The sequence below is a fragment of the Alienimonas sp. DA493 genome (genome assembly GCF_043951915.1).
Taxonomy (GTDB): domain Bacteria; phylum Planctomycetota; class Planctomycetia; order Planctomycetales; family Planctomycetaceae; genus Alienimonas.
In genome coordinates, this window is the sequence record NZ_JBINJD010000032.1 from 20916 (window position 1) to 39068 (window position 18153).

The 18153-nt window shown below is 72.2% G+C and carries 9 protein-coding genes; 4 read left to right on the forward strand and 5 right to left on the reverse strand.

Annotation, left to right across the window (positions count from 1 at the left end; translation table 11 throughout):
• Positions 1-27 precede the first annotated feature (27 nt).
• The 5 genes from ACG2DA_RS07240 to ACG2DA_RS07260 all read right to left on the reverse strand — a co-directional run bounded on the left by ACG2DA_RS07240 (position 28) and on the right by ACG2DA_RS07260 (position 9660).
• A complete protein-coding gene (locus ACG2DA_RS07240; RefSeq protein ID WP_395254847.1) occupies positions 28-420 on the reverse strand; it encodes a hypothetical protein in 393 nt (130 codons plus the stop codon).
• On the reverse strand, positions 417-2750 hold the full coding sequence (locus ACG2DA_RS07245; RefSeq protein WP_395254849.1) for a hypothetical protein: 2334 nt from the start codon (positions 2748-2750) through the stop codon (positions 417-419). The genes ACG2DA_RS07240 and ACG2DA_RS07245 overlap by 4 nt, the downstream gene beginning before the upstream one ends.
• 315 nt (positions 2751-3065) lie before the next feature.
• On the reverse strand, positions 3066-4058 hold the full coding sequence (locus ACG2DA_RS07250) for a hypothetical protein (protein WP_395254850.1): 993 nt from the start codon (positions 4056-4058) through the stop codon (positions 3066-3068).
• 494 nt (positions 4059-4552) lie between these two features.
• Complete coding sequence (locus ACG2DA_RS07255) at positions 4553-8179, reverse strand: PVC-type heme-binding CxxCH protein (protein ID WP_395254851.1); 3627 nt, start codon at positions 8177-8179, stop codon at positions 4553-4555.
• A 62-nt stretch (positions 8180-8241) separates the two neighbouring features.
• Complete coding sequence (locus ACG2DA_RS07260) at positions 8242-9660, reverse strand: hypothetical protein (RefSeq protein ID WP_395254853.1); 1419 nt, start codon at positions 9658-9660, stop codon at positions 8242-8244.
• 396 nt (positions 9661-10056) lie between these two features.
• Here ACG2DA_RS07260 and ACG2DA_RS07265 point away from each other — a divergent pair, with 396 nt between their 5' ends.
• The 4 genes from ACG2DA_RS07265 (at position 10057) to ACG2DA_RS07280 (ending at position 18043) form a co-directional block, all read left to right on the forward strand.
• Entirely contained in the window at positions 10057-11049 is a 993-nt protein-coding gene (locus ACG2DA_RS07265; RefSeq protein WP_395254854.1) for a LysR family transcriptional regulator, read from the forward strand.
• Between the two features lie 132 nt (positions 11050-11181).
• Entirely contained in the window at positions 11182-15864 is a 4683-nt protein-coding gene (gene gltB, locus ACG2DA_RS07270) for a glutamate synthase large subunit (RefSeq protein ID WP_395254859.1), read from the forward strand.
• A gap of 90 nt (positions 15865-15954) precedes the next feature.
• Positions 15955-17478, forward strand: a complete 1524-nt coding sequence (locus ACG2DA_RS07275) for a glutamate synthase subunit beta (protein ID WP_395254856.1) — start codon at positions 15955-15957, stop codon at positions 17476-17478.
• A gap of 91 nt (positions 17479-17569) precedes the next feature.
• Positions 17570-18043 carry a hypothetical protein gene (locus ACG2DA_RS07280; protein WP_395254858.1) on the forward strand — a complete coding sequence of 158 codons (474 nt, stop codon included), beginning with the start codon at positions 17570-17572 and terminating at the stop codon, positions 18041-18043.
• Positions 18044-18153: the final 110 nt, after the last annotated feature.

Consider the following 18153-nt stretch of genomic DNA (forward strand, 5'->3'; position numbering starts at 1 on the left):
AGGGGAATGCGGGGGCGGGCGGCGCCGTCAGCCGGCGACGTCGAGGCGGCGGGGCGGGGGAGCCGCGCCCCCGGAGCCGCCGTACGCCCCCTGGGCGGCGGACGCGGCACCGAGCGCGGACAGTTCGCCCGCGAGTTCGTCGCGGCGGGCGACGGCGAGGGCGAGAGCTTCGCCGTCCGCCTTCAGCAGCGCCTCGACGCGGGCCGACAGCGCCGGGACCCGGTCCGGCCCCGCCGCCCGCAGCAGGGCCGGCAGGTCGGCGGCGTCGAGGGCGGACTGCTTCTCGCCCAACGTGGCGAGCAGCCGGTCGTCGTCCCCGGCGGCGAGGGCCTCCGCCTGAACGGCGGAGAGCCGTTCCAGACGGTCGAGCAGACGGTCCGCGACGTCGGCGGGCGAGTCGGGGGGGGTGGCGGCGGTCACGGGGCGGCGTTGCGGGCGGGCGGATCGGGGACGGGAGCGTCGGCGGCCTCCTCGGCGGAGGCCCGCCGGGCGAGCAGGAACAATCGGTTCCACTCGGCCCGGCTCAGCGGCGATCGGTCGGCGTCGAGGGCGGCGTCGGGCAGGCGGGCGATCGTCAGCCGCGCCTGCTCCGCGGCGAGTCGTCCGCCGACTTCGTCCCCCGCGGCCCGGCGGGCGGCGGCAAGATCGAGCAGGGCGGCGGCGCTGCGAGGGTTTAGCGGGTCCCGGTCCACCGCCGCCGCGACGGCCACGCCGCCCGCTTCGATGCGGCCCAGCCGGGTGAGACACTCCGCGGCCCCCAGCCGGGCGAGCCGCAGCCGCGTCACCTCCGCCGGGGTCGGCGCCGCGTCCGCCGACCCGTCCCGAACGCGACGTTCGACGGTGCGGAAGTCCTCCAGCGCCGCGGTCAACTCCGCGGCGGCCCGCTCCTTCCGGCGCTTCAGATTGAGGGCGTCGACGGGAACGGGGGCCGCGTCCAGGCGCTGCCAGCGGGCGAGGCGGCACCGGGCCCGCGCCAGGCGGGCCGGCACGGCGGCGGGCTCGTCCGGGTAACGGGCGAGGCACTCGCCCAGCAGATTGACGGCGTGGGAGAGGGCCGCGTCGGCGGCGTCCCCCTCCCGGGCGTCCGGCGCGGCGATCGGGGGGACGGCGGCGAGCGCCCGACCGGCGGTCAGTTCCGCCCGGGCGAACAGGCTCTCCCGCCACTCCGCCGCCGCGGGCGTCAGCTCGGTGTCGGTGAGCACCGCGGTCCAGGCGGCGATCGCGTCCTCCGGTTTTCCGGCCTCCAGCGCCGCAGCCCCGATCAACACACGGGCGACCGGCGCCGCGGGGTCCGAGGGGAGATCCTGCACGAGCGACTCCGCCGCGGAGCGGGCCTCGGCGGCCCGGCCGAGGTCCAGCAGGAGCCTCGCCCGTTCCAACCGCAAGCCGCCCGGGTCGCGGTCGCCCCGCATCGTGATCCGATCGAGTTCCGCCAGCGCCGCGTCCGGTCGCCCCGCCTGCCGCAGGTGACGGACGGCGGCGAGCCGGGCGAAGCGGCGGCGGTCGCGGTCCGGCTCGACGGCCGCCCACGCGGCGAACGCCTCGCCGGCCGCCAACGCCCGGCCGTCGTCGGTCTCGGCGGCGGCGTCCAGCACCTCGGCCTTCAATCGCCGAGCCAGCGGCGCCCCCATCGCCGATTCGACTGTCTCGCAGAGCGACACGCAGTGGTCCACCGCCCGCGGATCGGCGGCGGCGGTCCGCACCGCCTGTTCGCACGCCTGCCGCAACTCCGCCCGCAGATCGCCCGCGAGCCCCTCGGCCGCGTCGGCCCCGTGCTCCACCGCGAGGGCGAGGGCCTCGGAGGCTTCCTCGAACCGACCGGCGGCGGTGAGCAGCCGGGCCGCCGCCAACCGCGCCGACAGCCCGTCCGCGGACCGCGGGGCGAGCTCGGCGGCGGCCCGGTAGCGTTCCAGGGCCAACAGGCGGTCGCCGGACGCCTCCTCGACCCGCCCGTGCATGTAGAGGGTGTGCAAATCGTCCGGCAGCGGGAACCGGGGCACCGGAGGCAACGCGGCCCGGGCGGAGGCCATATCGTCCATCAACAGCGCCAGCCGCACCGCCAGATCGCCCCCGCGGGCGCCGAGCTGTTGCAGCCCCGCCAACGCGGCGGAGGCCGTCGCGGGATCGTTGCGTTCGATGGCGAGCCGGCCGCGGGCCCGCAGCAGGGCGGCGTGGGAGTCCGGGTCGGTCGGCGCCTTCACCGCGGCGAGGCGGGCGGCCGCTTCGTCCAACGTGTCCGGCCGCCCGTCACGGACGGCGCTGTCCACCAGCCCCTGCCAGAGCGGCACCGCGCCGGCGGCCTGCGCCCCGTACTCTTCCCGCAACGCCTGCGCGAAGCGCTCGAAGGCCATCGCCGGCCGCCCCGCCCGCAGCAGGCTGAGGCCCCCGGCGATCAGCAGCGTGCGGCGGCGGGGCGGGGGCACCCCCTCCCGCTGCGCCCGCACCAGATAGGCCGCCGCGGTGGCGTAGTCGCCGCGGGACTCCGTGGCGCGGCCGAACGCTTCCAACCCGACGACGTAGGCGGCGGCGCCGGGCACGTGCGGCAGGATCGGCGGCGGACCGGGCGTGACGCCTTTCGCTTCCGGCTCGATCAGCGGCAACGCCAACGCCGCGGCCCGGGCGCGGGCGACCACGTCCTCCGCCTCCTCGCCGTCCGTCGGGTCGAGCGGCGGCGGGTGGGCGTCCAGCGTATTGAGCGCCTCCGTCAACCGCTCGGCGGGGGGGCGGACGGTCGGCAGGGCCGCCGACACGGCGTACGCCCCCAGGCCGATCGCCCCGGCGAGGACGATCAGGGTCGCCGCCGTGGCGGCGCTCGGCGGGCTGGGACGGGACAGGTTCAGCGGGGAAGCCCGGCGATCGGGGGCGGTCCGAAGCCGGGCGGTGCTAGCGGTCAGGGCGTCTTTCGGTCAACGGCGGTTCGCCGCCGCGGGACTTCTCGGGTCGGGCCAGAGCGCAACGGATGCGGCCGGGCGGCGCACGAGAAACGGCCCCGCCTCCCAAGCGGGAAGCGGGGCCGTCGGGCCGTGACGTGGAGGACGGACGAGCCGTCCTTCAGGCGTCAGGGTTCAGCGAGCCATGCCGTACAGGTTGCCGGCGGGGCGGTGCACCGGGCGGCTGGTCTGACGACGGAAGCGGCTGGGGAAGTAGGCTTCCGGGTCGGTCGGCGGGGCCGGCTCGGCCTCGTAGGCCTTCTCGGCGGCCGGGGCCTGCGGAGCGGCTTCCTGAACGGCCGGGGCCGGGGTGGCGGCCGGGGCCGGAGCGGCGGCCGGAGCCGGGGCCGGGGCGGCCGGGGCGACCACGGCACGGCCGGCGGCCGGAGCCGGGGCGACGCCGTAGTTCACCGGGGAAGCGACGGTGCCGCAGCTCGTGGCACAGCAGTTGGCCTCGCAGCAGCCGGTGTCGCAGCAGTCGTCCTTGCCGCAGTTGAACAGCTTGCTCAGCAGGCCGCCCTTACGGCTGAAGCAGGAACCGCCGTCGCAGCAATCGGTCGCACAGGGGGCGGCACAGGTGTTGGTCGGGCAGCAGTCGGTCTCGCAGCAGTCGCTCTTGCCGCAGTTGAACAGCTTGCTCAGCAGGCCGCCCTTACGGCTGAAGCAGGAGCCGCCGTCACAGCAATCGCTGGCACACGGGGCGGCGCAACCGGGCTCGGGGCAGCAGCCGTTCCCGCAGGCGTCGCCGCAGGGGGCGGCACAGCCGGGATCGACGCAGCAGTCGGTCGCACACGGGGCGGCACAGCCGGGGTCGACGCAGGCGTTGCCGCAGGCGCTGCCGTAGGCGTCGCCGCAGGGGGCGGCGCAACCGGCGTCGGCGACGCAGCCGCTCGGGGCACAGCAGCTGGCCGGGGCGCAGCTGGAGTCACAGCAGGCCGGCTTGCCGCCGAGGCAGCCGTAGCTGGAGGGGGCGGCACAGGTGGTGCCGACGGCGGGGGCGCAGCACTCGGGCTGGCAGGCGGAGGTGCAGTCGCAGCTCTTCTGGCAGCCGTGGCTGAAGATGCCGGCCTGGGCCGTGGCGGCCATGCCGAGCGCGAGCGCCGCACCGAAACAACGGAGCAGAGTCATTCGAAGGGTCCTTCCCTGGGAAGTTGGTCCCGCGCCGTCTCCGTCCCCGGCCCGACGAACCGCCCCGCCCGCCCGCGTTCTGCGGGACAGATTGCGGGGGACGCGGTCGGCCGGCGAAACCCCGGGTCGAGTTCCGCCGGAACGGCCGGCGACCCGTCCCCGGGTGAGGGGACGGCCGCGTCGGCGAGTTCGGCTTCACCCGGTGGGCCGGGGGGGGAGGTGGGGGCGCTGGGGTTGATTGAGGTGCGGGGCGATCCGATCGCCTCGCCCCCCGGATGCGGGTCCGGGGTGACGGATGGATCGGCGGCGCCGTTCGGCCCTCTTGAAGCGGTCCGGCCATCGGAGACGGGTTCGGCGGAAAGTTCCGCTTGCATCGCTCCCGAAACATTCGCCGCCGCCGATTCTCCGACGCCCGCCGCCGGGCCCGTCCGCCCGGGTTCGGGCCGTCCCCGGCGCCTCCTCCGTTCACGCTCCCCGCCGGGCTGAACCGCCGGTCATTTCTTGAGGGTGGTGAGAAACTCGACCAAATCGACCAGTTCCTGCTCGGTCATCAGTTTCTGAATGTCGGCGGGCATCAGCGAGACGTCCTGGACCCCGTGCTCCAGCAGGGCGTCCTTGGAGAACGTGCGTTCGATGCCCTCCTGGTCCTTGATCCGCAATTCCTCGTCCGTCTCGCTGACCAGCAGCCCGTTGAACACGCTGCCGTCCTCGGTGAGCACGGTGTGCGTCTCGTAGTTGTGGCTGACGCCGGCGGAGGGGTAGAGGATTGAGGTGAACAGGGCCTGCCGGCTGAGCTTGTCGCCGATCTCCGTCAGGTCCGGGCCGACCTCTCGCCCGACGCCCTTCACCACGTGGCACTTCGAGCAGGTGCCCGTCGTCATATAGACGAGCTTGCCGTTCGCCACGTCGCCGCGGGCCTCCGTCAGCTCCGCGAGCGACGGCAGAGGCTTCTCCCGTCCCGGCGGCGGCGGGAAGACTCTCGCCACGCGATCGCCGAGGCGGTGGTAGGTCGAAGCGTGCAGCGTGGCGGCGACGGTCTGGCGGAGCTCCTCCGCCAACTCGCCGGCCTCGGCCCGCTCCAACAGCAGCCGGGCCCCCTCGCCGATCTGGGCCAGCCCGGCCGCGGCGGCCTTCCGGCGGCCGACGTCCAGGTTTTCGTCGTCCATCACCGCGGTGAGGAACTTCACCGCGTCCCCGCGGTGGGTGCGGCCGAGGGCCGACAGCACGCCCTCGGCCAGTTCGCGGTTCTCGCCCCAAACCACGCGGCTGACGTCTTTCCACGCCCCGCGTTCGATCAGCAGGCCCGCGGCGTCGACGCCGGCGGTCTCGGTCGGTTTCGTCCCGGCCAGTTCCAGCAGGTCGTCGGCGCGGCCCGGGATGCGGAAGGTCCGCAGCAGTTCGACGAACCGCTCCGTCCCCCGCACCTCGTCCAGCACCCGGGCGATGCCGTTCTGAATCCGTTCGTCATCCGCGCCGCCCGCGTCTTTGAGGCGGAGCAGAGCCGCGAGTCGCACGAGCGTCGCCCGGTCCTCCGGGAGATCGTCTGAGAAGGCGATTTGCGCGAGCCGCCGGCGTTTCAGGTCCGTGTCGGGCTGGAAATCGAACGCACGCAGATAGCGGGGGACCTCCTCCAAGGGCACGTGCCGGTCGTTTACGGCGAGATCGGCCAACAGCGTCGGCGTCCGTTCCGCTCGGCTCCGCCACACGATATCCCGCGCCTGTGCGTCCTCGTGGAATCGTTTGCCGAGTTTCGGTTGACCGTTCGCGTCCAACCGTCCGTAAGACGGCGCGAGGTACGCTTCGAGACAGGCGTCCCACTTCCCGTCCGCGGCAAGTCCCAGCGACTCGAGCAGCCAGCGATCGCCGGGGATGTATTCCCAAGCCACCGCGGCCCAGGCGTCGGCCGCCGTCAGCCCGCCGCCTTCCGCATCGGCAGGCACGTTCCGCAGGGAGATCGCGGCTTCTCGGAGCAGGGCTGGAGAATCGAATCGCGTCTCCCCGTACAACCCCTCCGCGATCCGCTCCAAGCGGGCCCTCGCGCCGTCGGCGGACTGCGGATCGGTGGACTGGCGCAGGAGTCGCAGCCCAGCCGCACGAAGCCGGGGGTCGTCGGTCCCTAACGCTAGATCGGCGACGGACAGAGGATCCCGAAGGGCGGCGAGCGCCCACATCGCTCTCGCTCGGAGCGGGGCAGGCGTCGTGGTGCTTTCGAACTGACTCAGCAGCGCTTCGGCAGAACCGGCCGTTCCCTCGGACAACGCCTGATAGCCTTGATAGCGGGCGTCGAGGTTCGGGCTGTTCAACGCCGCTAACGCCCCCTCCGGCGTGGAGAGATCGAGCTCCGGCGCCGTGTAGCGCTTCTCCGAACCGGCCGGCCGCAGGCGGAACAGGCGGCCGCGGGAGATGTCTTCCATCCGGTGGCCGCCGACGCCGGGGTCGTACCAGTCGGCGACGATCAGGCTGCCGTCCGGGGCGACGGTCACGTCGGAGGGGCGGAACCAGCGGTCCCGCTCCCCGGTGAGCAGGTCCTTCTGCTCCGCGGTGAAGCCGGCCCCGTCCGGCTCCAGGAAGTAGGCCCGCACGGCGTTGGGGCCGGCGTCGCAGTGGAGCAGGGCGCCGCGGTACCTCTCCGGCAGCAAGTCGCCTTCGTAGACGGCGATGCCGGTCGGACTGCCGGCGCCGCTCTGGTACAGGTTCGGCATTACGCCGGGATCGTTCAGGTGCCAGTGGCGGAGGGGGATCTTTTCCGACATCCCCACCCGTTCTTCTCGCCATCCGGCGCCGGTGAGCTCATCCTTGTAGCCGTAGTTGCCGCCGGGGATGACAAGGTTCAACCGGGTGGCGGCGTTGCCGTCGTCGTCGTTGTCGCTCTGCCAGACGCGGCCGAAGCTGTCGACGGCCAGCTCCCAGTTGTTCCGAAAATTCCAGCCGAGCGTTTCCACGTTCGACCCGTCGAGGTCGCAGCGGAAGGCCATGCCCTCCTGATACGGCTGGCGATTGGCCGTCACCTCGTTGCCGGCGAGGTCCACCACCGGGGAGCCGTCCGGTCGCCGGAGCTGTTTCCCCTCGTTGCCGAAGTTGAAGTACAGCTTGCCGTCCGGGCCGAACAGGACGCTGTGCACCCCGTGGTCGTGCTGCACGCCGCCGATCCCGGTGAACAACACCTCGCGGCTGCCCTCGTCAGCCCGCAGGTCGCCGTCGGCATCGCGGAATTTGAGGATGTTCTCGCCGGCGGAGACGATCACCGTGTCGCCCAGCACGCAGACGCCGTGGGCGCTGTCGATCTCCGGGTCCTGGTAGAAGACGGTTTTCTCGTCGAGTTCGCCGTCGCCGTCGGTGTCCTCCAGCACCAGGATGCGGTCGCCGGCCTCGCGGGCCGGGTTGTCCTTGTTGCGGAAGTGGCGGTAGTTGACGACTTCGCAGACCCAGACGCGGCCGTGGGCGTCGACGTCGATGTTGCTGGGCGAAAGCAGCAGCGGTTCCGCGGCGAACAGATCGACGGCGAGGTCGTCGGCCACGGAGAGGTTCTGCAGTTCCGCTGCCGGGGAGCGGGTCGGGTCCGCGGTCGCGTCGTCCAGTTCCTCCCCGCCGGCGTAGACGACGAACTGCACGCTGCTGGCCGTTCCGCCGAACTGGTCGGTCCCGCCGTCCTCCAGGGCCCCGGTGGCGGTGAAGGTCGTGTAGCCCTCCGGCAGTTCGAACACGATGCGGCTGTCGGCGTGCGTGCCGATGCCCTCGACGGGCTGGCCGTCCACCGTCAGGGCTTCGCCGTTGGCGTCGAAGCCGACGGCGGTCTTGCCCCAACCCTGTTGGGCGGACTTCCACTTCAAGTCGGTCAACTTCAGCGTGCCCGCCGGGCCGGTGAGGACGGGGTCCACCCACACGGCCCAGTCCGCGGTGTAACCGTCGCCGCCGTCGGTCACGACCAGCGCCAACCGCTCGGCCCCGTCCAGGTCGAGGGAGAGGGCCGCGCTCTGCCCGGGCGTCGCGGCGGTGACGATCGGGGAGCGGACGACGGCCGGTTCGGCAAGTTCCTCGGCCCGCAGCGGGGCGGCGCCGGCCGTCAGGAGGAACGCCCCTCCGACGAGGGCGGCGAGCGGGGCGCAACGATGTTCGGGCATGTCGGCGACGGAATCGCGGAGCGGGTTGGGCGAGCGGGGAGCAGTATAAGCCCGCCGCCTGGTCAGCCGCCCGCCTCCGCGACGTCGGACGACTGCTTTGCATCACCGCTCCCTGATGGGCGGGCGGGATCTGCGGGCGTCGCAGCCTCCGACAACCGGCGGGCGACCGACCGCCACCGCAGGGCGTACAGCGGCACGCCGACGAGCGCGACCGCGCCGAGGAAGCCCCACGCCACGCCCGCGGCCCCGTACCGCGGGCCGAGCGTCCACGTCGCCCCGCCCACCGCACCCCATATCGCAACGGCGGGCAGAACGAACGCCTCCGCCCGCCACGCCCGCAGGTAGGTCGCCAGGCTGAGCGGCACGTGGAGGGCGACGCTGCCGGCGACCAGCGCCCCGAACGCCGTCGGCGACAGGAGCCGTTCCGCCAGCGCCACGCCCCAGACGTTCAACCCCCACACCAACGCCGTCCCCGCGACCGCCCCCGCGGCGACCGCGGCCCAACTGGCGAAGAAGGTCCGGGCGAACAGCCGGTCGAACCCGGAGCGGTCCCCCCTCGCGGCCAGCGCCCCCAGCCGCGGGGCCCGGGTGTTCAACCACGCCGTCCCGCCGTACTGGAGGGCCAGCGCGGCGGACCAACTCATCCCCAGCCGGCCCGCCTCGCCGGCTCCGAGTTCGTCGCGGTGACGAAAGAGTACGAGGGTCAGCCCGGCGGCGGCCGCCGCCGCGACGGAGCTCTGCACGGCGGCCCGCCACTGCATCGGCCAGACATCGGTCCGCCAGCGAAACGTCGCCCCGTCGCCGCCGGCGAGCGCGCGCAGGAACGGCCACGACCGGGCGATCAACGCCGCCTCGACCAGCAGCCGCCCCGCACAGGCCGCCGCGACCGCCCACAGCGAACCGCCGAACAGCATCAGCGCCCAGGCGCCGAGGTTCCCGGCGACGGCGGCGAGCGTTTGCGTCTTCGTCACCGGTCCGACGCGCCCGCAGCCGAGCAGCACGGCCAACGCCGGGGCGACGGCGACCGAACCGGCCGTGCACGCCGCCGCCGTCCACCACGGCCCCGCCCATCCGACCGTCACCCCGGCCCCGGCGGCGTTCCCTGACAGATTCCACGCCCCGAAGGCCCCCACGCCGACCGCGAACGCCGCCGCGCTCAGGGCCGCCCAGCGGCCGGCAAACCGTGCCAACCCGGCCAGCCTTCGTCCGGAGGCGCCGGTCCCGTCATCCGCGTAGGCGTGAGCCGTGAGGGCGACGAGCACCTCGCCCAGCCCCAGCCGACAGAGGGCGTCGAGGCCCAGCAGCCCGGCGATCGTGTAGTAGTAGTCCTGCTCCGTCTCCGAAAACCGGCCGGCGATCAGCAGGGCGGTGATCGGCGCCGCGGCCAGCTGCCAGAATCGAATTCCCAGCGCCCAGGCCACGGTCGCGTCGAACTCCGCACGAGCGGCGAGGCGGGCGGCGAGGCGGGCGGGCGGCGGCATCGCCCCCAGACTCCCCGGAACGCCCCCCGCCGAACAGGACGCACGCCCCCGCCGCCGTTCCGTGGCTCGCTGCGTCTGTGAGAAGGTCGAATTCGCCGGTTGCTCCGTCCGGTGGCGGTCTGAGCGGCGGCGGGGTCGTCCTCCGCTGAACCCCGTTCGCCCCCGCGACAAGGCGCCGCGGCACGGCGGGCATGTCGCCTCCGATCGGGAGGGTGGGGCGGGTGAAACGGTCCCGGAGCGGCCGCCGGATGCGGCGGATCACCGCCGAGACGGCGGCGCGGTTGATTGCAAGGGGGAGGCCCCCTACGCTGCCCGTCGCCGGACTCGATACTGCGCGCCTGGCGACATAACCTAACGCCGATCTTTCTCCCGTCCCCGCCCCCGTTCCGCACCCCCGTGCTCATTCGAGAGGCCGAAATCTTTCGTGAGGTCGCCTCCCGGCGGAGTTTCTCCCGGGCGGCGGAGGTGCTGAATATGTCCCAGCCGGCGGTTTCCCAGACGGTGGGGAACCTTGAGAAGCGGCTGGGCGTGAAACTGCTCGACCGCTCGACGCGGCCGTGCTGCCTCACGGAGCCCGGCCGGGTGTTGCTGGAGGGCTGCCGCGATCTGTTGGACGGCTTTCGGGAACTGGAAGACCGGGTGAAGGGCGCCGCCGGCCGCGTCAGCGGACGGCTGTGCGTCTCGAGCATCTACTCCGTCGGGCTGCTGCAGGCCCCGACGGTGGAGGAGTTCGCCCGGCTGTATCCGGACGTGGCCCTCCGCCTGGAATACGGCCACCCGGACGACGTGTACGACGCCGTCGGCAGCGACGAGGCGGAGTTGGGCCTCGTCTCCTTCCCGCGGGACGGCGGCAGCTTCGAGAATATCCCCTGGCAGCGCGAGCCGATCGTGCTGGCCGTCCGCACCGACCACCCGTTCGCCGCCGGCGGTTCGGTCAAACCGTCGCGATTGGCGGGGGAACCGCTGGTCGCCCTGCAAACGCGGCTGAGGTTGCGGCGGCAGTCGGACCGCTGGCTGAAGAGCGTCGGGGTGGACCCCGAGATCAGCTACGAGTTCGACAACCTGGAAACCGTCAAGCGGGCCGTCGAGGCCGGGGCCGGCGTGGCGCTGGTGCCCGAGCCGACGGTCCGTCGCGAGGTCAGCCTCGGCACCCTGGCGACGGCGACGTTGGAGGGGGTGGACTGGATCCGCCCGCTGGGCATCGTGCGGCGGCGACGGAGACCGCTGAGCGCCGCCGCCAAAGCGTTTTGCGATCTGCTACTGGAAACCTCGGCGGATCAGACAGCCCCAGGAAATGGGGAGTCCGGCCGAACTATGACGGCCGATCCGCCCGCCGCCCGCTCCAAACGCACGGCGGAGCGGGACGCTGAAGTCGCCGTCGCCGGATAGCCGACCCCGGCCCCCCCCGTTCGCGTCCGCCGCCCGTCGCCGCCCCGCCCGGGGACCGGCCCGCCGGCCGCCCCCGTCTTTCCGATCACCTTCCGATTCTTTCGTCGGATTCTCCCCATGAACGCTCCCTCGATGACCCAGTTCCCCCTCCGGCACCAGGAAGGCCGCTTCCCGGAGCGGCAGGGTCTGTACGACCCGGCGCTGGAGCACGACAGCTGCGGCGTCGGCTTCGTCGCGAACATCAAGGGCCAGCGCTCCCACGGCATCGTCACCGACGCCGACCGCATCCTGCGTCACATGACGCACCGCGGCGCCTGCGGGTGCGAGGAGAACACCGGCGACGGCGCCGGCATGCTGACGGCCCTGCCGCACGAGTTCCTCGCCCGGGTCGCCGGGGATGAGGGCATCACGCTGCCGGAGCCGGGCCGCTACGCCGCCGGCAACGTCTTCCTGCCCCGCGACGCCAAGCAGCGGGAGCGGGCGAAGAAGACGCTGGAGGACCGGATCGCAGTCTACGGCCAGACGCTGCTCGGCTGGCGGGAGCTGCCGATCGACCCGGACGGCGCCGACGTCGGCCCCTCCGCCCGGGCCTGCATGCCGCACATCGAGCAGGTGTTCGTCGGGGCGGGCGAGAACGTCGTGAAGGACGGCTCCCTCGACGAGGGCGCCTTCGACCGGGCCCTGTTCCTCATCCGCAAAAGCGCCTCCCGCATGGTGCGGGAGGAGAGCCGGATGCCGGAGGCGCTGCTGTTCTACGTGTGCAGCCTTAACGCCCGCACGATCGTCTACAAAGGCATGCTGACCCCGGCGCAGGTCATGCCGATGTACCCGGACCTGTCCGCGGAGGACTACACCACGCACCTGGCGATGGTGCACAGCCGGTTCAGCACGAACACCTTCCCCAGCTGGGACCGCGCCCAGCCGCTGCGGAACATCGCCCACAACGGCGAGATCAACACCCTCCGCGGCAACCGCAACTGGATGGCCGCCCGGCAGGGGCAGCTCGAGAGCGAATTCTTCGACGGCAAGCTGTCGGACTCCTTCCCGATCTGCGAGGAGCACCTCTCCGACAGCGGGAACTTCGACAACTGCCTCGAATTGCTGCTCCGCAGCGGCCGCAGCCCGCAGGAGGCGATCATGCTGATGATCCCCGAGGCGTGGCAGAACCACCAGCAGATGCCCGAGGAGAAGCGGGCCTTCTACGAGTACCACAGCGCCCTGATGGAGCCGTGGGACGGCCCGGCGAGCGTGTCGTTCACTGACGGCCACGTCATCGGCGCCGTGCTGGACCGGAACGGCCTGCGGCCCAGCCGCTACTACGTCACCCACGACGACCGCGTCGTGATGGCGTCGGAGGTCGGCGTGCTGGACGTCGCCCCGGAGAACGTCAAGGAGAAGGGACGCCTCAAGCCGGGCCGCATGTTCCTCGTCAACTTCGACGAGGGGCGGATCGTGCCGGACAAGGAACTGAAGCAGAAGGCCGCCGAGAAGCGTCCCTACGGCGAGTGGCTCCGCGAGCAGCGGCTTGAACTGGGCGAACTGCCCGCCGCGGCCCCGCCCGCCCCCCGTGAGGGCGAGGCGCTGCTCAAGCGCCTGCGGAGCTTCGGCTACAGCGAGGAGACGCTGCGGTTCATGCTGCTCCCGCTGATCCGGGCGAAGAAGGACCCGATCGGCTCGATGGGCGACGACGCCGCGCTGGCCTGCCTCTCGGAGCAGCCCCGCCTGGTGCCGGACTACTTCAAGCAGTTGTTCGCCCAGGTGACGAACCCTGCGATCGACTCCATCCGGGAGGAGATCGTGATGAGCCTGGAGTGCTTTGTCGGGCCCGAGGGCAACCTGCTGAACACCACGCCGGAGCAGTGCCACCGCCTGCGGTTGCCGCACCCGGTGCTGACCGACGAGCAGATGGCCTCGCTGAAGGGCCTCGCCGACGCGCCGCACCGCGGCTGGTCGTCGCGGGTGGCGGACTTCACCTTCGCCAAACCGGAGGACCCGCAGGAGGCCGAGCGTCTGCTGAACGAGACGCTGGACGCTCTCTGCGCCGAGGCCGACGCCGCCATCGAGGCCGGTCAGGCCCTGCTGATCCTCACCGACCGGGCCGCCGGGCCGGACCGCGTCGCCGTGCCGGCCCTGCTGGCGGCGGGGGCGGTGCACCAGCACCTTGTGCGGACCGAAAGCCGCACCAAGCTGGGGCTGATCCTCGAAAGCGGCGAGACCCGCGAGGTGCACCACTTCTGCACACTGGTCGGCTACGGGGCGGATGCGATCAACCCGTACCTCGCCTTCGCCGCGATCCGTCAGGCCCGCGACAGCGGCTCGCTCTCCCCGCACGAGTCCAGCGGCAAGCCCTGGACCGACGAGGAGATCGTCGCCGCCTACCGCAAGGGCGTGGGGAAGGGGATGCTGAAGGTCTTCGCCAAGATGGGCATCAGCACCCTGCAGAGCTACAAGGGCGCCCAGATCTTCGAGGCGCTGGGCCTCGGCAAGGACGTCATCGACCGCTGCTTCACCGGCACGCCGAGCCGCATCAAGGGCATCGGCTTCGACCGCCTCGCGCTGGACGCGGTGCAGCGGCACGACCTCGGCTACCCGTCGGAGAAGGCGACCCGCGGGGACGAGTACGACCCGGTCGACCTCCCGAACCCCGGCACCTACGCCTGGCGGGCCGAGGGCGAAAAGCACGCCTGGACCCCGCAGACGATCGCCGCGGTGCAGAACGCCGCCCGCACCGGCGACAAGGACGCCTACAAGCAGTTCGCCGCGATGGTGAACGAGCGCGTGGCCCGCGACTGCAACCTCCGCGGTCTGGTGCGGTTCAAGACGGAGGAGCGGGAGCCGATCGACCTGGAATGGGTCGAGCCGGCCAGCGAGATTGTCAAGCGGTTCTGCACCGGCGCCATGAGCTACGGCAGCATCTCCGCCGAAGCTCACGAGACGCTCGCCGTGGCGATGAACCGCCTCGGCGGGAAGTCGAACACCGGCGAGGGCGGCGAGAACCCGGAACGGTTCAACCCGATGCCCAACGGCGACACCAAGCGCTCCGCGATCAAGCAGGTCGCCAGCGGCCGGTTCGGCGTGACGAGCTGGTACCTCACCAACGCCGACGAAATTCAGATCAAGATCTCGCAGGGGGCCAAGCCCGGCGAGGGCGGCGAGCTGCCCGGCCACAAAGTGGACAAGATCATCGCCTCCGTCCGGCACAGCACGCCGGGCGTGGGCCTGATCTCCCCGCCGCCCCACCACGATATCTACTCGATCGAGGACCTGTCGCAGCTCATCTTCGACCTGAAGAACGCCAACCCGGGCGCCCGCATCAGCGTGAAGCTGGTGTCCGAGGTCGGCGTGGGCACCGTCGCCGCGGGCGTCGCCAAGGGGCACGCGGACAACATCCTCGTCTCCGGGGCCAGCGGCGGCACCGGCGCCAGCCCGCTGACCAGCATCAAGCACGCCGGTCTGCCGTGGGAGCTGGGCATCGCCGAGACCCACCAGACCCTCGTGATGAACGGCCTCCGCGATCGCGTGCGGCTGCAGACGGACGGTCAGCTCAAGACCGGCCGCGACGTGGCCGTGGCCTGCCTGCTGGGCGCCGAGGAGTTCGGCTTCAGCACCGCCCCGCTGATCACGCTGGGCTGCATCATGATGCGGAAGTGCCACCTCAACACGTGTCCCGTCGGGATCGCGACCCAGGACCCGCAGTTGCGGAAGATGTTCCGCGGCCAGCCGGAGCACGTGGTGAACTACCTGTTCGCCGTCGCCGAGGAGTGCCGGGAGATCATGGCGTCGCTGGGCCTCCGCACGATCGACGAGATGTGCGGCCGGGCCGACCTGCTCGAAGCGAACCTGCCGAGCGGGCACCCCAAGGCCGCCCACCTCGACCTGTCCCCGATCCTGCGGAAGGCGACCAGCGACTATCAGAACGCCGGCACGTTCTGCACCGTGGACCAGAACCACGAACTGGATCAGGTGAAGGACAAGCAGCTCATCAAGGACGCCGCCCCGGCGATCCAGGACGGCACGCCGGTCGAGCTGAAGTACCAGATCGAAAACATCGACCGGGCCTTCGGCACGATGCTCTCGCACGAAGTCTCCAAAGCCCACGGGGCGAAGGGGCTGCCGGACGACACGATCAAGATCCACTGCACCGGCTCCGCCGGGCAGAGCCTCGGCGCCTGGCTGGCGCACGGGGTGACGATCGAGATTACCGGCGACGCCAACGACTACGTCGGCAAGGGCCTGTCCGGAGGCCGGATCGTCCTGCGGCCGCCCGCGAACTGCGGCTTCGACCCGGCGGAGAACATGATCCTCGGCAACGTCGCCCTGTACGGGGCGACCAGCGGGGAGCTGTACGCCCGCGGCGTCGCCGCCGAGCGGTTCTGCGTCCGCAACAGCGGCGCCAACGCCGTCGTCGAGGGCTGCGGCGATCACGGCTGCGAGTACATGACCGGCGGCCGGGCGGTAATCCTCGGGGAGACCGGCCGGAACTTCGCCGCCGGCATGAGCGGCGGCATCGCCTACGTCTTCGACCCCGAAGAGAAACTGCTGGCCCGCACGAACCTCGCCACGGTGGAGTTCGAGCCGGTCGAGGGCGCCGACGCCGAGGAGCTGATGGCTCTGATCGAGCGGCACGTCGCCCTGACCGACAGCGCCCGCGGCGCCGAGATTCTGAAGGATTGGGACCGGACCCGGACGCAGTTCCGCAAGGTGATGCCGGTCGATTACCGCCGGGCGCTGGCCGAGCTGGCGTCCGAGGGCGACGAGGCCGGGATGGCCGCGGCGTCCGCCGGCGAGACCGTCACCCCGACGCTCTCCGCCTGACGAAACCCGCGCCCCGGAGCCCCGGACGCCGCCGTGCGTCCGGGGCGCCCGCCCCCACCCGCCTCGCACACCTCCACCCCGCCGCTCCCCATGGGCAACCCCACCGGCTTCAAGACGATCAACCGGGCCGTCCCGGCCGACCGCGACCCGCTGCTCCGCATCCTCGACTGGAACGAGTTCCACGAGCACATGTCGGAGGAGGACCTGCGGTCCCAAGGCGCCCGCTGCATGGACTGCGGCGTCCCGTTCTGCCACACCGGCGACGTGATGAACCGGATGGCCGCCGGCTGTCCGCTGCACAACCTCATCCCGGAGTGGAACGACCTCGTCTACCGTGGCAAGTGGAAGGAGGCCCTCGACCGCCTGCACAAGACGAACAACTTCCCGGAGTTCACCGGCCGCGTTTGCCCGGCGCCCTGTGAGGGCTCCTGCGTGCTGGGGATCACCTCCCCGCCGGTCACGATCAAGAACATCGAGGTCTCGATCGCCGACCGCGGTTGGGAAGAGGGCTGGGTGAAACCCGACCCGCCGGAGGCCCGCACCGGCAAGACCGTGGCCGTCGTCGGCAGCGGCCCGGCCGGCCTCGCCGCCGCCCAGCAGCTCAACAGCGTCGGCCACAAGGTCACGGTCTACGAGCGGGACGACCGCGTCGGCGGCCTGCTGACCTACGGGATCCCCAACATGAAGCTGGACAAGAAGCTCGTCGCCCGCCGGGTCGAGCAGATGAAGGCCGAGGGCGTGGAGTTCGTCGTGAACTGCGCCATCGGCAAGGACATCTCCGCCGACGAACTGAAGAAGAATTTCGACGCCGTCGTGCTCTGCACCGGCGCCACCAAGCCGAACGACTTCTTCGCCAAGACGCCCGGCCGCGATGCCAAGGGCATCCACTTCGCCATGGACTTCCTGCGGCCGAACACCCAGAAGGTGCTCGGCGGCAACCCGCCGGACTACATCTCCGCCGAGGGGAAGAAGGTCCTCGTGATCGGCGGCGGCGACACCGGCACCGACTGCATCGGCACCAGCCTGCGGCAGGGCTGCGACAGCGTCGTCACCTTCGAAATCGTCGCCACCCCGCCGAAGGAGCGCCCGGCGAACAACCCCTGGCCGCAGTGGCCGATGGTCTATCGCACCGACTACGGCCACGAGGAGGCCGCGGCGAAGATGGACTACGAGCACGACCCGCGGTTCCGCTTCAAGAAGAACGGCCGCGACCCGCGTGAGTACGAGGTCCAGACGCTGGAGTTCCTCAAGGACGACGCCGGCAACCTCTCCGGCGTGCGGGCCTGTCGGGTGGACTGGTCGAAGCCGCAGCCGGGCGGGGCGCCCTTCACGGTCGTGGAGAACAGCGAGTTCACGATCGAGTGCGACCTCGCCCTGCTGGCCCTCGGCTTCGGCGGTCCGGAGCCGACCCCCGCGGAGCAGCTGGGCGTCGAGTTCGACCCCCGCGGCAACTTCAAGGCGGAGTTCGGCAAGTACGCGACGAACGTCCCCGGCGTGTTCGCCTCCGGCGACTGCCGTCGCGGGCAGAGCCTCGTCGTCTGGGCGATCGCCGAGGGCCGCGAAGCCGCCCGCGAGTGCGACCGCTTCCTGATGGGCAGCACCCGCCTGCCGTGACGCCGCCGGACCGATTCGCCCCCGGACAGTCCGCCTTGCCGGTCCGTAACGCTTGGCCTAGCCTCCCGCGCCCTCACGGACGGAGCAGGTCATGGTCCCGGTCTGGAAGCGCGTCTCCCGGCGGCGATTCGTCGCGGAACTGGCGGCCCTGGCGCTGCCGCTGACGTCGATCTCCTGCGGCACCCTGCTGCATCCGGAGCGGGTCGGCCAACCGCGGACGGGGCGGCTGGACACCGCCGTCTGCGTACTGAACGGCATCGGCTGTCTGCTGTTCGTGGTGCCCGGCGTACTGGCGTTCATAGTCGACTACGCCAGCGGAGCCCTGTTCCTCCCGCCGGGCTACGCGGCGGACGGGCAGGGGGTGGATCCGGACACCGGCCTCGTCCGCGTGCCGCTGCCCGACGATCCGACGTCGCTGGAGAAGCTGGAAGCCGAAGTCGCCAAACATGTCGGCCGGCCCGTGGACCTGCATGGGCCGGAGACGCGCGTCGAACGCTACGACGCCTTGGCCGACTTGCCGACGGCCGTCGTGCGGGCGCAGTCGCCGACTCCCGTCGAACCCTGACCGACCGCCCCGGCGGCCCGGGGCGGTCGGCGATCAGGCGCTTGATCCGATCAGGCGTCGAGCCCGGCGACGCGGCCGGTGCTGTCGCCGAACGACTCCACGCCGTCGGC

Excerpts from the sequence above, each read along its gene's own strand:
- ACG2DA_RS07260 (WP_395254853.1), bottom strand. The coding sequence starts at position 9,660 with ATGCCGCCGCCCGCCCGCCTCGCCGCCCGCCTCGCCGCTCGTGCGGAG.
- ACG2DA_RS07275 (WP_395254856.1), top strand. The coding sequence starts at position 15,955 with ATGGGCAACCCCACCGGCTTCAAGACGATCAACCGGGCCGTCCCGGCC.
- ACG2DA_RS07280 (WP_395254858.1), top strand. The coding sequence starts at position 17,570 with ATGGTCCCGGTCTGGAAGCGCGTCTCCCGGCGGCGATTCGTCGCGGAA.
- gltB (WP_395254859.1), top strand. The coding sequence starts at position 11,182 with ATGACCCAGTTCCCCCTCCGGCACCAGGAAGGCCGCTTCCCGGAGCGG.
- ACG2DA_RS07250 (WP_395254850.1), bottom strand. The coding sequence starts at position 4,058 with ATGACTCTGCTCCGTTGTTTCGGTGCGGCGCTCGCGCTCGGCATGGCC.
- ACG2DA_RS07255 (WP_395254851.1), bottom strand. The coding sequence starts at position 8,179 with ATGCCCGAACATCGTTGCGCCCCGCTCGCCGCCCTCGTCGGAGGGGCG.